13 protein-coding genes are annotated in these 14,238 nt (G+C 57.5%); 10 read left to right on the forward strand and 3 right to left on the reverse strand.

Annotated features, from left to right (window positions below):
- The 7 genes from C1N62_RS17805 (at window position 1) to C1N62_RS17835 (ending at window position 8,297) form a co-directional block, all read left to right on the forward strand.
- Window positions 1-1,260, forward strand: coding sequence for a cytochrome c (locus tag C1N62_RS17805; RefSeq protein ID WP_137765077.1), 1,260 nt, complete (start codon window positions 1-3; stop codon window positions 1,258-1,260).
- A 153-nt stretch (window positions 1,261-1,413) separates the two neighbouring features.
- Window positions 1,414-3,021, forward strand: a complete 1,608-nt coding sequence (locus C1N62_RS17810) for an inorganic phosphate transporter (protein WP_137765078.1) — start codon at window positions 1,414-1,416, stop codon at window positions 3,019-3,021.
- 144 nt (window positions 3,022-3,165) lie between these two features.
- Complete coding sequence (locus tag C1N62_RS17815) at window positions 3,166-4,089, forward strand: LysR family transcriptional regulator (RefSeq protein ID WP_137765079.1); 924 nt, start codon at window positions 3,166-3,168, stop codon at window positions 4,087-4,089.
- Between the two features lie 131 nt (window positions 4,090-4,220).
- Window positions 4,221-5,525 (forward strand): NAD(P)/FAD-dependent oxidoreductase, encoded by a 1,305-nt coding sequence (locus tag C1N62_RS17820; protein WP_137765080.1) that lies wholly within the window; start codon window positions 4,221-4,223, stop codon window positions 5,523-5,525.
- A gap of 2 nt (window positions 5,526-5,527) precedes the next feature.
- A complete protein-coding gene (locus C1N62_RS17825) occupies window positions 5,528-6,223 on the forward strand; it encodes an SDR family NAD(P)-dependent oxidoreductase (RefSeq protein WP_240775808.1) in 696 nt (231 codons plus the stop codon).
- A 45-nt stretch (window positions 6,224-6,268) separates the two neighbouring features.
- Window positions 6,269-7,609, forward strand: a complete 1,341-nt coding sequence (locus C1N62_RS17830; protein ID WP_137765082.1) for an MFS transporter — start codon at window positions 6,269-6,271, stop codon at window positions 7,607-7,609.
- A 157-nt stretch (window positions 7,610-7,766) separates the two neighbouring features.
- On the forward strand, window positions 7,767-8,297 hold the full coding sequence (locus C1N62_RS17835) for a hypothetical protein (RefSeq protein WP_137765083.1): 531 nt from the start codon (window positions 7,767-7,769) through the stop codon (window positions 8,295-8,297).
- Between the two features lie 53 nt (window positions 8,298-8,350).
- Here the strand turns inward: C1N62_RS17835 and C1N62_RS17840 are convergent, their stop codons facing one another.
- The 3 genes from C1N62_RS17840 to C1N62_RS17850 form a co-directional block, all read right to left on the reverse strand.
- Window positions 8,351-8,830, reverse strand: coding sequence for a heme-degrading domain-containing protein (locus C1N62_RS17840; RefSeq protein WP_137765084.1), 480 nt, complete (start codon window positions 8,828-8,830; stop codon window positions 8,351-8,353).
- Window positions 8,831-9,365: 535 nt separating this feature from the next.
- A complete protein-coding gene (locus C1N62_RS17845) occupies window positions 9,366-9,590 on the reverse strand; it encodes a DUF1508 domain-containing protein (protein WP_137765085.1) in 225 nt (74 codons plus the stop codon).
- 626 nt (window positions 9,591-10,216) lie between these two features.
- A complete protein-coding gene (locus C1N62_RS17850; protein ID WP_137765086.1) occupies window positions 10,217-11,224 on the reverse strand; it encodes a replication initiation protein in 1,008 nt (335 codons plus the stop codon).
- A 1,192-nt stretch (window positions 11,225-12,416) separates the two neighbouring features.
- On the opposite strand from C1N62_RS17850, the gene C1N62_RS17855 reads away from it, so the two are divergent.
- The 3 genes from C1N62_RS17855 to C1N62_RS17865 all read left to right on the forward strand — a co-directional run bounded on the left by C1N62_RS17855 (window position 12,417) and on the right by C1N62_RS17865 (window position 13,891).
- Window positions 12,417-12,785: a VOC family protein gene (locus C1N62_RS17855; protein WP_137765087.1), complete on the forward strand. Its 369-nt coding sequence runs from the start codon at window positions 12,417-12,419 to the stop codon at window positions 12,783-12,785.
- A gap of 213 nt (window positions 12,786-12,998) precedes the next feature.
- On the forward strand, window positions 12,999-13,634 hold the full coding sequence (locus C1N62_RS17860) for an AAA family ATPase (RefSeq protein ID WP_137765088.1): 636 nt from the start codon (window positions 12,999-13,001) through the stop codon (window positions 13,632-13,634).
- Window positions 13,628-13,891 (forward strand): hypothetical protein, encoded by a 264-nt coding sequence (locus C1N62_RS17865; protein WP_137765089.1) that lies wholly within the window; start codon window positions 13,628-13,630, stop codon window positions 13,889-13,891. The genes C1N62_RS17860 and C1N62_RS17865 overlap by 7 nt, the downstream gene beginning before the upstream one ends.
- Window positions 13,892-14,238 lie beyond the last annotated feature (347 nt).

The following is a 14,238-nucleotide window of genomic DNA, read 5'->3' on the forward strand; positions in this document are numbered from 1 at the left end:
ATGAAATCCTTAACTCTGAAAAGCCTTTTTATCGCCCCGGTTTTGCTGGCTGGCGTGGCCGCCCACGCGCAGGCGGAAGATAATGCGGCCCTGATCAAACAGGGTGAGTACCTGTCACGCCTTGGCGACTGCATGGCCTGCCACTCGCTGCCCGGTAAACCGGCCTACTCCGGTGGGCTGGCGATTGAGTCGAACCTCGGCACCATCTATTCGACCAACATCACGCCGGACAAGGCGCACGGCATCGGCAACTACAGCGAACAGCAATTCTCTGACGCGGTGCGCAAGGGCGTGCTGCCGGATGGCTCGCGTCTCTACCCGGCGATGCCCTACCCGGACTACGCCAAGATCAGCGACGCTGATATGCACGCGCTCTACGTCTACTTTATGCAGGGCGTCGCGCCAAGCGCCGAGCAGCCGCCGGAGACCAGCCTCAGCTTCCCGTTCAGCCAGCGCTGGGGAATGCGTTTCTGGAACTGGGCGTTCACCTCGGACACCCCGTTCAAGCCGATTGGCGGCGCCTCCGCCGAAGTTAACCGCGGCGCGTACATCGTCGAGAGCCTCGGCCACTGCGGCAGTTGCCACACCCCGCGCGGCTTCGGCATGAACGAGAAGGCGCTCGACAGCGGCGACAGCCAGTTCCTGGCGGGCGGCAGCCTGAATGATTGGGGCGTGCCGACGCTGCGTGGTATGCCGCGCTGGAGCGAGCAGGAGATCGTCGATTACCTGCAAACCGGGCGCAATGATCAGGCGGCGGTCGGCGGCGAGATGAAATCGGTGGTTGAGCACAGCTCCTCGCACATGACCGACGCCGATCTGCACGCGGTCGCGGCCTACCTGAAGTTCCTTGGCGGCAACCCGCCGTTGCAGAAGCGTGATGAGCAGGCGGTGGCCGCCACGGCGGCCAAGCTGACCGCGGCCCAGCATCTCACCACTGGTGAGCGCCTCTACCTCGACAACTGTGGCGCGTGCCACTTCGTCAACGGCCAGGGCGCGCCGGGCGTCTTCCCGCAGCTTGACCAAGCCTCCATCGTGATGGCGGATGACCCGACCGGGCTGATCCACACCATCCTGGCGGGCGCGCAGCAACCTTCCACCGCCAAAGCGCCCTCCACGCTGGCGATGCCGGGCTTTGCCAACCGCCTGAGCGATGAGGAGGTGGCCCAGCTGGCGACCTTTATCCGTCAGGGTTGGAGCAACAGCGCCCCGGCCGTCAAGGCGGAGCAGGTCGAGAAGGTACGCCACACCCTCGCCCACTGATCCTGAACACCACAGGGGGGCCTTCCCCCTGTTTTTCCCTCCCTTCCCCGCCGCACTTAAGTCAAATTTCGTTCACAATTTCATCTCTCTGTCATAGTTAACCGGTAACACTCAGCGCGGACACCTTTACCCTTTTTTAATGGCGAGGAAGAGATGAGTGAAAAAATAGTCATGCCGCCGGCAACGACCGCCGGTGACGCCCGTCCCAATTTGGTGAGCAAGAACAGCAAGTTGAATGGCGTGGTCATCGCGGTGGTGGCGCTGGTGGGGCTGGCGTTCGCCGGCTTCAACCTGTTCAGCGACGTGGCGGACTCCGGCCAGGTGGTCACCAGCTACACCCCGTTTGTGCTACTGGGGCTGGCATTAGTGATCGCGCTGGGTTTCGAGTTCGTCAATGGCTTCCATGACACCGCCAATGCGGTGGCGACGGTGATCTACACCCACTCCCTGCCGCCGGGGGCGGCGATCCTCTGGTCTGGGCTGTGCAACTTCTCGGGGGTGCTGCTCTCCAGCGGTGTGGTGGCGTTCGGCATCATTTCGCTGCTGCCGGTGGAGTTGATTTTGCAGGCCAGCGCTGGCAACGGGTTTGCCATGATCTACGCGCTGCTGTTCTCGGCCATCATCTGGAACCTCGGCACCTGGTATCTTGGCCTGCCCTCCTCCTCCTCCCATACCTTGATTGGCTCCATCATCGGCGTGGGGGTGGCGAATGCGCTGAACCACGGCCGCAGCGGCTGGGATGGCGTGAACTGGGATCAGGCGCTGAACGTCGGCTATGCACTGCTGCTGTCGCCGGTGGTAGGGTTTACCTGCGCCGCGCTGCTGCTCCTGCTGATGAAAAAAGTGATCCGCAACCGCCAGCTCTATGTGTCGCCGGAGGGCAAGCGCCCGCCGCCGCCGTGGATCCGTGGCCTGCTGATTTTGACCTGTACCGGCGTCTCCTTTGCCCACGGCTCCAACGATGGCCAGAAAGGGATGGGGCTGATCATGCTGATTTTGGTCGGCACCATGCCGATTGTCTATGCGCTCAACCGCTCCATCCCGCCGGAGCAGATCCCACGGGTGGCGGCGCTGGCACAAGTGACAGAGCAGCAATTGATGAATGGCGCGACCCCGGCACCAAACGGCACGCCGCGTGACGTGCTGATCCAGTTCGTCAGTTCCGGCGAGAACACCCCGGCGGTACTGCCAGCGCTGGGGCAGATGCTGCACCAGATCAACAGCCAAATCCGCCCCTATGGCTCGATGGATCGCATCCCGGCGGAGCTGGTTGCCAACACCCGTAATGATATGTATCTGGCCTCAGAGAGCATCCGGGCGCTGAAGCACGCTGGCGTGGCGCTGCCTGCCGCGACACAGGAGAACCTCGACGCCCTGAAACGTGAGCTGGACAATGCCACCCGCTTTATCCCGCCGTGGGTGAAGGTGGTGGTGGCGCTGGCGCTGGGCCTCGGCACCATGGTCGGCTGGCGGCGGATTGTGATCACCGTCGGCGAGCGCATCGGCAAAAACCACCTCAGCTATGCCCAAGGGGCCAGCGCCGAGCTGGTGGCAATGACCACCATTGGCGCGGCGGATGCTTTCGGCCTGCCGGTCTCCACCACCCATGTGCTCTCCTCCGGCGTGGCGGGCACCATGGCCGCCAACCGCTCCGGCTTGCAGATGGCGACGCTGCGCAACCTGCTGATCGCCTGGGTGCTGACCCTGCCGGTCTCCATCCTGATCTCCGCGCTGCTCTACATGCTGTTTACCCGCCTGTGATTGACGCGCGCGCCGGTCGGCGCGCGCTCCCTTCCCGCCCCCGGCAAATAATCCCCTGCGCTACGCGCTGTTTCAGGTATGGTAAGCAGGCAATGCCCTGATGTTTATGGTTCATTTCCCTGCCACCTATCGGAGACCAGCATCTTGACCCTGCAACAGTTGCACTATTTTTTGGCGGCCATCGAGCATGGCACGCTCTCCCGCGCCGCGGAGCAGCTGCATATCGCCCAGCCCTCCCTCTCTGAACAGATCCTGCGGCTGGAGGGGGAGATGGGCACCCACCTGTTTATCCGCACCAACCGCAAGCTGATCCTGACCGAGGCGGGCCGCCGGCTGCTGCCCTACGCGCGCGCTACCCTGATGGAGGCACAGCGCGGCTTTGAGGCGGTGCAATCGGTGCGCGAGCTGCGCGGCGGCGTGGCCTCTTTCGGCACTTTTGGTACTGCCCACCAGTACTTTTTGGCGGGCCTGATTGCCGAGTTCCGGCGGCGCTACCCGGAGATGCGGCTGCGGCTGGTGGGGCTAAACTCGTCAGAAGTGGCGGAAGCGGTGATCAATGGCGACATTGAGGCCGGGCTGGTGATGCTGCCGGTCAACAATAAAAGTCTGGTGGTCAGTGAGCCGGTGTGGTCAGCGCAGGTCGGTTATATCAGCGCTGACCCCGCCCGGCTGGCGGGCCGGAAGGATATCCATGCGCTGCTGGCCGCCCCGCTGATTTTGAGCGAGGCCAAATGGCACAACACTGACCCGATCCGTACCCTGCTCAACCGCCGGGCGCAGCAGGTACGCGGCAATTTTGAGCCGGTGATCGAGGTGGAGCACCAGAGCACCGCCTTCGAACTGGCCGCCCAAGGATTGGGAGATCTTATCGCTACCCGCCCCATCCTCCACCACCTCGGCTACCATGACCGTTTGGGCTGGGTGCCCGTCGATCCGCCCATCTTCGAGGTCTTTTCCTTTATCTATCGCGCGGATACCGCCATCTCCTCCGCCACCCGTGAACTGATGCAGCTGATGCGCCAGTCCCTGAATTTGGTTCAGGCGCGTTACCGTCATATTGAAAATTGATGGCTGGCCGCGCCTATAGGCGCGGCCTATATGAACCAACCGAATAAGCTTATTCATTCCCTCGCCATAACCGCCTATTAATGAGTCAATAAGGTTACACGTTTGTTGCAAACCCATTGCAGGAGGGCGCTATGAGTGAGGTTCCACGCTATTGCATTATCGGTGCCGGGGCGGCCGGGCTGGCGGCCGTCAAGACGCTGCGCGATCTGGGCATTGAGGCGGAGGTGTTTGAAAAGAGCGACCACGTCGGCGGCCACTGGCACCACGATTACGACGCGCTGCATCTGATTACGCCGAAGAACTCGTCCTGTTTCGACGGCTACCCAATGCCGGAGTCCTATCCGCTCTACCCCAGCCGCGATCAGGTGCGGCACTACATCGACAGCTATGCCGATCACTTTGGCCTACGCCAGCACATCACGTTCAATGCGCCGGTGGAACGCCTTACCCCGCTCGGCGCACAGGCCGAGGAGGGCTGGGAGGTGACGGTCAATCAGCAAACGCGCCGCTACCAAGGCGTGCTGGTCGCCAATGGCCACCTATGGGATCCGGCGCTGCCGCCGGAGGCCGAACGCTTCAGCGGCATTTCACTTCACTCCTGCCAGTACCGCAACCCCGGCCAGTTGCAGGGCAAGGTGCTGGTGGTTGGCTGCGGCAACTCTGGCTGCGATCTGGCCGTCGATGCCGCCCAGCACCGCTTCGAGACTGACGTGGTGATCCGCCGGGGGCAGGTGTTCCAGCCCAAGGCGCTGTTCGGCCTGCCGCGCGCCGAGCTGCCGTTCCTCAACCAGTTGCCGCCCGAGTTGCAGAACGCCATGACGCAGATGCTGATCATGGCCTCCCTCGGCAACTGGAAAAACTACCCCGGTATGCCGGAGCCGGAGAGCTGGGATCTGGAGAAGCAGCCGCCGGTGGTCAATAACCTGCTGCTCTACTGGATCCAGCATGGCCGCATCCGCGTGCGTCCCGGCATCCTCGCCATTGAGGGCAAGCGTGTCACCTTCAGCGACGGCACCTGTGCCGACTATGACAGCATCCTGTGGGCCACCGGTTTCCATACCCGGCTGCCCTTCCTCGAGGCGTCCCTGCTGAGCTGGCAACAGGGCGTGCCGCTGCGCACCGCGGCCATGACGCTGCCCACCACGCTGGAGAACCTCTATTTTGTCGGGCTGGCCGCGCCGCGCGGCCCGCAGTGGCCGGTCTACTGCCAACAGACGCGGCTGATTGCCCGCCTGATCCAGCTGCAAGAGGGCGGCATCACCCATCTGGCCGGGCTGCTGGCTGGCCAACAGCCGCATGACGCCCGCATCGATATTGTCCGCCGCCTGTGGCAGCAAGATTACGACGACACCTGGCGCACGCTGGATCTGCTGGAGAAAGTGCACCCGCAGCGCCGCGCCACCCCTTCCCTTTCCACCACCGCGAGGATCCTATGACAATGCCCTCTTCCCCTATGGTACTGGTGACCGGCGCAGCTTCTGGCATGGGCCGGGCCGTGGCTGCCCATTTTCTCTCCCGCCAGTGGGAGGTGATCGCCGTAGATCTGGCGGAGATGCCGCCGCAGCCCGGCCTGACGCCGGTGCAGGCTGACATCACCCGCCATGATGAGCTGGCGGCACGCCTTGACGCGGCACTGGGCGATCGCCGCCTTAATGCCACTGTCCATGCGGCGGGCATCTTCCCGGTCTCCAGTCTGGAGAGCTACAGCGAGGAGCTGTACCGCCGCATCTTTGACGTCAATGTGCTTGGCTCCCTCAACATCGCGCGGGTGGCGGCCGACCGGGTGGCGGAGACGGGCGCCACCCTGCTGCTGTTTGCCTCGGTGGATGCCTTTGCCGTCTCCCATAACCAGTTGCTCTACAGCGCCTCCAAGGCGGCGGTGGTCTCCCTGACCAAATCGCTGGCAATAGAGCTGGTGGGACGCGGCATGGTGGTCAACGCCATCGCGCCCGGCTGGGTGGAGACCGAGGGCACCCTGGCGGGCGGCCGCCTGCAAGAGGGGGTGAAGGCGGTGCCGTTGCAGCGCGCCGCCCGGCCGGAGGAGATCGCTGACTGGGTATGGAAGTTCAGCGCCGAGCCGGGGTATGTCACCGGCGAAACCTTCGTGGTCTCCGGCGGGGCCTATATGCGCTGAGGGGACGGCACTCCCGGTTTCTTTTAACCTGACAGGGGCATCACCATGAAAGAGATAACACTGGATGCAAGCACTGCCGAAGAGGTGAAGGATCATCGCGGCCCGGCCACACCCGACCGGACATTGACCCGCGCGGTCACGGGCGTCACGCTTGGCAACATGGTGGAGTGGTTTGACTTCGCCATCTACTCCTCTATGTCCACACTGCTGGCCAAGGTCTTTTTTCCCACCAGCAACAGCTATAACGAGCTGATCGCCATCTATGCCGCCTTCGCCGCCGGCTTCCTGATCCGGCCGCTGGGCGGGCTGCTGTTTGGCCCGATTGGCGACAAATATGGCCGCCGCACCGCGCTGGTCGCCAGCATCAGCCTGATGGCGACGGCCACGTTGGCGATCGCGCTGATCCCCAGCTATCACAGCATTGGTTTGGCCGCGCCCATCCTGCTGGTGGTGATGCGCATGTTGCAGGGGCTCTCCACCGGCGGCGAGTATGGCGGCTCCTGCATCTTCATCGCCGAGCATAGCCCAGACAAACGGCGCACCTTCTTCACCAGCTGGCTGGAGTTTGGCAACATCGCCGGCTTTTTGGTCGGCGGGGTGATTGTCAACCTGATCAGCAGCCTGCTGGGCGCGGAGACCATGCTCGCGTGGGGCTGGCGCGTGCCGTTCGTGATTGCCGGGCTGATGGGCATCGTGGCGCTATTTATTCGCCTGCGGGTTGATGAGACCCCGGTCTTCCGGCAGATGCAGGCCAATAAATCGCACCAGCCCGCCCGGCCCCCCTTCTGGAAATTGGTCGCCAGCGAGTGGCCGCAACTGTTGCGCAGCGCCGGGCTGGTCGCCACCTTCAACATCAACTACTACATTGTGCTTGGCTATCTCCCCAGTTATCTGGTGAGCTTCCTTGGCCGCTCCGAGCAGTTCAGCGCCACCTTGTCGATGACCGCCACCCTGGCGCTGCTGCTGTTCATCCCGCTGTTTGGTATGCTCGGCGATCGCATTGGCCGCAAGCGGATGCTGGTAACCGGCTGTCTGATGATGCTGTTCTGCGTACTGCCGATCTTCTGGGCCATCCAGACGCAGGGGCTGGCGGCGATTATCCTCGGCATGGCGGTGCTGATTCTGGCAATGCTATTCTTCGAGGGCACCATTCCCGCCACGCTCACCTCCATGTTCGGCGCAACCGTGCGCTACAGCTGCTTCGCCATCAGCTACAACGTCTCGGTCTCTGCGCTGGGCGGCACCGCGCCGCTGATCAACACCTGGCTGATCAAGGAGACCGGCCTGACCATTATTCCTGCCCTCTACCTGATGGGCGGCGCCCTGCTCGGCCTGCTGGCGCTCTGGGGACTGCGCGACCGCACCGGGCAGCCAATGCCCTCCTGATCGCCCAAGGGCGCACGCATCCGGCCAGCCACCGGATGCGTTTCTTATTTCTTTACACACTACTTACGCTGGCGCGTGGAGGGATGACAAGGCAGATGCTATAGATCAAACGGGAGCATCAGGCCCCGCTGTTTATGACATTGCACAGGAGTTACCGATGAAAATTGCCTGTCTGGGATGGGGATCGCTTATTTGGAAGCCGGGGCCACTGCCAGTGGCAGGCGAATGGCGCAGTGATGGCCCGGAAGTACCGGTAGAGTTCTCGCGAGTGGGAGACAGTGGCGAACTCTCCACGGCAGTATCCCTGAATGCGCCGCTGCTTCAGGTGTTTTGGGCAGAGCTGGCGGTAGAGGGGGTGGATCAGGCCATTGCCGCGTTGCGGGAGCGTGAGGGGATCCCGGAGCAGCGGCACGATGGCGTAGGCGCGCTGTTTTTGGCCGCGTCGCCCGTCGGGCCGCTGGCCGAGTGGGCGCTGGCACGTGACATTGATGTGGTGATTTGGACGGCCCTGCCGCCACGCATCCACAATATTGAAGGGCGCATTCCCTCCAGTGAGGAGGCGGTGGCCTACCTGAGTAGCCTGACCGGTGAGACCCGCGAGCACGCGATGAATTACCTGGAGCAGGTGCCCGCCCAACTGGATACGCCCTACCGGCGTGCCATCAAAGCCCAGCTTGGCTGGGGATAAACCTATCGCCTTCCCAAGCCTGATTGACCATCAGGCTTTTTACCCTCACTGCATCACTGGCTGTTTGCACCCTGGCGACCCACTTGCTGGATGCCCCACAGCGCCAACGCGTGATCCTCCTCTGACGGCAAGCCGCTGATGCTGACCGCCCCCAGCACCGCGCCACTGCTGTTCAGCAGCGGAAAGCTGCCGCCGTGGTCAGTGTAGTCAGACTGGCTGAGGAAAGCGTATTGGGCCATCGCTTCGCCGCGTTGTTGGTTCAACATCCCGACATACATGGAGGAGTGGCCGTAACGCAACACGGTATTGCGCTTGCGCCGCATCCACTCCAAATTATCAGGCACGGAGCCGGGCAACGCCGAGAGAAACAGCACCTGACCAAAGGCATAGACCTCAATCGCCACCGGCGCGCCGCGCTCTGCTGCCCGATCGTGAAGATGCCGACCCAATGCCCACGCCGTCGAGAAATCAAAATGAGCCAACCGGCTTTCGGTTTCCTGCTGCAACAGCAGTGCGGGTGATAGCGCGTCCATTATACTCCCTTAATGAAATTAAAATTCCGCCTAATAAAAACATAGAAAAAAAATTTTGAGTGTGATGGCGATCCCATCTGCTCTTTGTGATTCATGCAATGGGGGTGTCGGTGCCCTGATCGAGAAATGGCGCTCCAGCATCAAAAGCATAGCCACATAAAACAAATTCATGTTTTATCGATGGGTTGCTTGTACGAACCCTGTTGTGATTTCTATTTCGATGCACCCAATTTTGGTGCCGGTGGGATATTGATATGGAATGGATGCGGGGAGGAAAAACAAAGGGGGACACACGGCTTATGCGGTCCCCGTCAGGATGATTCATCAAAAGTGTTCTATTGTTCCCTATTATTGTCACGCCCTTGCGCATGGAAAATATGACTGCACCCTGAATGCCAAATAGGTGCGTTAAATGCCCAAGGAAGAGCGTGTGATTACCTTCCCTCACAGATATATATCCCTATACCTCTGCCCCTCATAACTCACTGCTGTTGATTTCAATCAAACACTCCGCTCTCTACGCTGTAGTGAGACATCACAATCCAAGGCTGCTGTCACTGTGTGAGACGTAACTCCTGTCACCAATGGTTACAGAGCGTTTAGCGTCTACTGACAGCAACTTAATTGCCTGTTCGCAATCCTCAAATTTGTGATAACCCCTTGAGCTGGTTGCGATCACCTCATCATTGGAGGCATTAAAACGCCAACGCCATTCGTTGGCATGATCTTTAAAAATATAAAAGTATGGAATGGATGTCATATCTTCACCTTAATCTTACCTATTAAATATCCAGTGGTATTACAGTGGTTCACTCGCCCCCCATCAGGTTATTTGAAGGAACAAGGTAAGATTAACTAAAATATTTTATTTCACCAACTCACCTTTGAATAATTTATTTTTAATTGTCTTTAATTTATCACGTGGATGTGAATAAAAGAGAAAAATTGAGGCTTGTGAGAGGAAATATGGCAGTAAATGATAACGGAATTGAAATATTAATACTTTAAATAACTTCTTATTGAGAATATTGAGGGTAAAGTGAAAAGGTGAAACCCTCTATTTGAGGGGTAGAGGGAGGGGTATTACCTGCTTCGAGGTAGGGAATGGTCAAATCAGCTGATGGAACGCTCATCCGCGTATTGGTTAATAGCTTTAATCATTTTTTCTCATCAGGGTGGAAAGGGCGGCATTGGCGTGCTGTGACAGGGAGAAGGTCGACGGATCCTGGCACGATCCAAGGATCTATGCTCAAAGGATCCTTTTGGGACACTTGTGGATCATGGCTTTAAAACGCACTATAACGCATTAGGCGGGGATTTCTTCCTTGCGGCTCCCCTTACCTTGCGTGGGGGTAAAAAACGCGTCTGGATGCATTACAGGCGCTCTCAGGCGCCCTTTTTGCGGTTACTGCGTACTTTTATCTCATCTTTCAAGCGTGTCATGTTAGCGGCGTCCCCGATGATCCCGTACCAATCCAGCCACTTACGCAGATCCGCCAGCGCGATTTTTTCAGTGGGATCATAGGCTTCCAGCTTGGTACGGTACTCATCCATCAAGCCGATGCAGCGGCGCGCCCATTTGCCCTCCAGATCCGAGCCAGCCAGGACATGTGGCCGGCGCGGCAGACGCGGGCGCAGGGGTTTGGCTGTACTGGCGCTGGATTCGATCACGTAGAAAAATTTGATCGCCTTGACGGATCGACCCGACTTAACCGGCTGCCAATCGACCGAAATGTCGGTATTGGCGTTGATCCTTTCGATCGCTGGCACCAGCACATCACGTTTGAAAAAGCGGTACTCCTCGTACTTGCCCACCAACCCGGTGCGCTCTTTCATCCAATCGATTTCGAAAGGATCCGTCTCGATGATCCCCTGATCCCGTGAATTGCGCGTAAGTTTCCTGAATTTTACCAGCCAGCTGTAAAGCCGGAAAGCGAAAGGCGTGTCCAGACGTGACACATGCTCGAAATCTACCTGCGTAAATTCGCGTTTCAGGTCATAGAGATAGGGCACCACGTCTGGTGAGAAACGGATGGTGACATCGGCGGTATTGTCGGAGGCGTCATAGCGAATCGAAGAGAACCAAAACCGCTTAACCTTATCGAGGCGTTTTTTCTTTTCGTCCCACTCGTAGGTCACGATTGGCTTGCTGCCGAGAGAGTCTGCGGCCCGCTTGAGTTGCTGGTGGGTATGGGAAGGATGCACACCAAACATCTTTTCAAAATCAGCGGGATAGAGCGTATACAGCCCGTCAGGCTGGGCTTTTTTGCTGTCAATTTGCACCAGTGCCAGGTAGAGCAAGCGCATCTCGTCCAGCGTGGCGCTGTAGGCACCCTCAAGCAGCTTGTTATCCTGTGTTACATACAGTTTTTTAACATCCAGCTTATTCGACATGGGTGTTCCGGCAGGTGATATTTTTCAAAAATATATCACCTTAGCCAAAGTTATCAACAGATCCTGAGATCACGTTTGACCGCAAATCATGTCACCTTAGACCGCAAAAAGTATCACGTCTGACCGCAAATCTTATCACCTGAGACCGCAAATCCTATCACCTATTGTCTTGTAATAGATTGATTCATAATAGGAAAAACACCCCTAGAAACAAGAAAGAAGAGAAACAAGAAACAGAGAAAAAAACAAACTAACGCAGCTTCGCTTTGTTTTTTTGTTTTTTGTACCAGTGAGATCCCCCCGATTTTGGCAAAACCTATTCTGCAACCGTTTTACAACAAACTTACAACGAAGGCTGGTCTGTTTCCGGAGATAGCTCCCCTGCGAGCTACCGCAAAAGTTATCACGTTTAACGCCACGACAGGCCAGAGGTGCGCTGTGCAATAAAGCATCACTTCGTAAGGCCGGGCTTACTGTTGTGGTAAGACAGTCCAGCAAGGCCATCTTCAGCATCACCGCAAAAGTTATCACCTTTGGCCGCCGTGGCCGATACGGGCCGCCTCCCCTTACCGCAAAAGTTATCACGTTTCGCGCGGCACTATTTTTGCTTATATTATTGATTTAACTAATTAATTACCGAGGGATGTTGAAAGCCCGAAAAGTTATCACGTTTGTGAAGACGATCGCAGCAGCAAGGCGCAGATGTTGTCTGGAGACCGCAAATCTTCTCACGTTAAGCCTTAAAGTAACGTCAAAATCATACCTTTTTGGTACTAAAAACGGGCTAAAGCCATGCCAAAGCGGTACTTTTTTCATCTTGCTTCATGCTTATTATAGTACTGCCCGTTTGACGTTGTGGGGATATTGCTCTTTCCAATGAAAACGCGGCTCTTGCTGGAGGTGCTGTTGAGGTCAGATGGAGATGACATGAGGATAGATGTTTGGCGCAAGTAAGCATTTGCTCACTACCGCAAATCCTATCACATTTCAGTGCGCTAAAAGGCACTATATTGGTACTAATAAGGTGTTTTTACACCACTATTTCTATACCTAAAAGGTGCCCGATTGGCGCTATTTTTATGCAAACTGTACTTCAGGGGGCGTGGTATTCCTGCGCACGGATAATGACGATACTGTCCACCGGCCATACAATGTGCCTGACCCTTCACTCATGTAACGACAAGGAGCCGTTATGTTGATGCCAAATCTCGTTATCCTGTATGTCGATGATCCTGTGGCAAGCAGTGAGTTTTACCAACGCCTGCTGGGCAAAGCGCCGGATGACTGCTTTCCCACCTGGGCCGCCTTCTCTTTTGACAATGGCCTCCATCTGGGGCTGTGGTCTAAACAGGCGCGTGACTTCGTATCCGATGGCAGCGGCCATCGTTCAGAGCTTTCCTTTATGGTGGAAAGCCCTGAAAAAGTAGAAGCGCTGTATCAGCAATGGCTGTCACTCGGCGTTGATATCGAGCAGGCACCGCTGGATGCAGTGTTTGGCCGCACTTTTGTGGCACGCGATCCTGACGGGCATCGCCTGCGCGTCTGCGTGCCGGATAATTGATCCCTTTTTCCTCCTCTATATAGAAGAAGAAAACCCTCCCTCAGGCGCGCACTGTCAGCGTGCCTGATTCCCTTCCTTTATAGGGAATGCTTTTCCCGCTGCCAGCAAACGCATCACGGACAATCCAGGCGGTCATCAAAGAAGTTGAAATATGAGCCTTTTTGATATTCAATTGGTACTAATTAAGCACTCATTTAACTCCAGGAAGGTGTCATGATTATACTCATTGGTAGTCAAAAAGGCGGGTGTGGGAAATCCACAACGGCCGCCAATATCTGTGCAGAGCTGGCACGTCAGGGGAAAGATGTCATTCTGGTGGACGCTGACCGTCAGGGCACCGCGTCGAATTGGGTGACCGATCGCAATAGTCAGGAGGGGCTGTCGGTTGTCCACAGTATCCAGAAGTTCGACAACATCCGTGAAACCCTGCTCGACCTTGCCAAACGTTATGAGTATGTAGTGGTGGACTCCGCTGGCCGCGACAGCCGGGAACTGCGTACCGGTATGACTGCCGCCGATGTGTTGCTGGTACCCTTCCGCCCTTCCCAACCCGATCTCGACACCCTGCCGAAACTGAACGACATCATTACTCAGGCCTTGGATATTAATGATGCGTTGCGCCCCTGCGCGGTGCTGACCATGGCGCCCACCAACCCGGTGGTCAATGAGACTCAGGAAGCCAAAGATTATTTGGCCGACTTCCCGGTACTGAAGCTGCTCAACACCGTTATCCGCGATCGCAAAATTTACCGTGACTGCATGTCAGAAGGTAAAGGTGTGGTGGAGATGGATAATGGCAAGGCCAAAGCAGAAATCCAGTGTCTGGTACAGGAGTTGATCACATGGTAAAACGTCGCGAGCCACCGGTTGTACCGGTAGAGAAGAAAATTGAAGCCTTTGCCGCCCAAGCCGATAACAGTGTGGCGGTGGCACCTTCGCAAGATAAGGATGCCAAGCGTGACTATAAGGCGATCCGCGTTCCTTTCAACGAGTATGAGTTTGCCCAGCTGGAAGCGCTCTGTGAGAAGACCCAGCGCTCCAAACTCAATATGATCCGCTACGCGCTGGCTTTCTACGCCGAACATGGCCTGAATGAGTTGTCTTGATACTTTTTTGGCATATTTTTAGTACCAAAAAGGCACCTATTAGGTGCCTTTTTGGTATGATAAAGGTAGGCATTTTTGCCAATGTTGACGAGTATCGCCGTACTCTGCCCATCAGGGTTATCCACAGAATCAGTGGATAACTCCGGGAGAAACCCTGCTCAACCAACCACTCTCGTGATGACTTCCTGTTAAAGTAGCGCCCTCAAAAGGCAGGCCGAGGGAAATGGGCCTGCGATGCCGCAGCGCTCATCACGCCGGCAGGCTGCAAACCGGACGCACTGGCGGCATGATGCCGCACGACGTTTAACCTTCCCGGAGGACTGTTTGGCTTTATCCCGCTTCAAATC

This window comes from Nissabacter sp. SGAir0207, from assembly GCF_005491205.1.
GTDB lineage: Bacteria > Pseudomonadota > Gammaproteobacteria > Enterobacterales > Enterobacteriaceae > Chimaeribacter.

Coding starts and splice junctions, on each gene's coding strand:
- C1N62_RS17805 (WP_137765077.1), top strand. CDS start 1: ATGAAATCCTTAACTCTGAAAAGCCTTTTTATCGCCCCGGTTTTGCTG.
- C1N62_RS17810 (WP_137765078.1), top strand. CDS start 1,414: ATGAGTGAAAAAATAGTCATGCCGCCGGCAACGACCGCCGGTGACGCC.
- C1N62_RS17820 (WP_137765080.1), top strand. CDS start 4,221: ATGAGTGAGGTTCCACGCTATTGCATTATCGGTGCCGGGGCGGCCGGG.
- C1N62_RS17825 (WP_240775808.1), top strand. CDS start 5,528: ATGCCCTCTTCCCCTATGGTACTGGTGACCGGCGCAGCTTCTGGCATG.
- C1N62_RS17830 (WP_137765082.1), top strand. CDS start 6,269: ATGAAAGAGATAACACTGGATGCAAGCACTGCCGAAGAGGTGAAGGAT.
- C1N62_RS17835 (WP_137765083.1), top strand. CDS start 7,767: ATGAAAATTGCCTGTCTGGGATGGGGATCGCTTATTTGGAAGCCGGGG.
- C1N62_RS17840 (WP_137765084.1), bottom strand. CDS start 8,830: ATGGACGCGCTATCACCCGCACTGCTGTTGCAGCAGGAAACCGAAAGC.
- C1N62_RS17845 (WP_137765085.1), bottom strand. CDS start 9,590: ATGACATCCATTCCATACTTTTATATTTTTAAAGATCATGCCAACGAA.
- C1N62_RS17850 (WP_137765086.1), bottom strand. CDS start 11,224: ATGTCGAATAAGCTGGATGTTAAAAAACTGTATGTAACACAGGATAAC.
- C1N62_RS17855 (WP_137765087.1), top strand. CDS start 12,417: ATGTTGATGCCAAATCTCGTTATCCTGTATGTCGATGATCCTGTGGCA.
- C1N62_RS17860 (WP_137765088.1), top strand. CDS start 12,999: ATGATTATACTCATTGGTAGTCAAAAAGGCGGGTGTGGGAAATCCACA.
- C1N62_RS17865 (WP_137765089.1), top strand. CDS start 13,628: ATGGTAAAACGTCGCGAGCCACCGGTTGTACCGGTAGAGAAGAAAATT.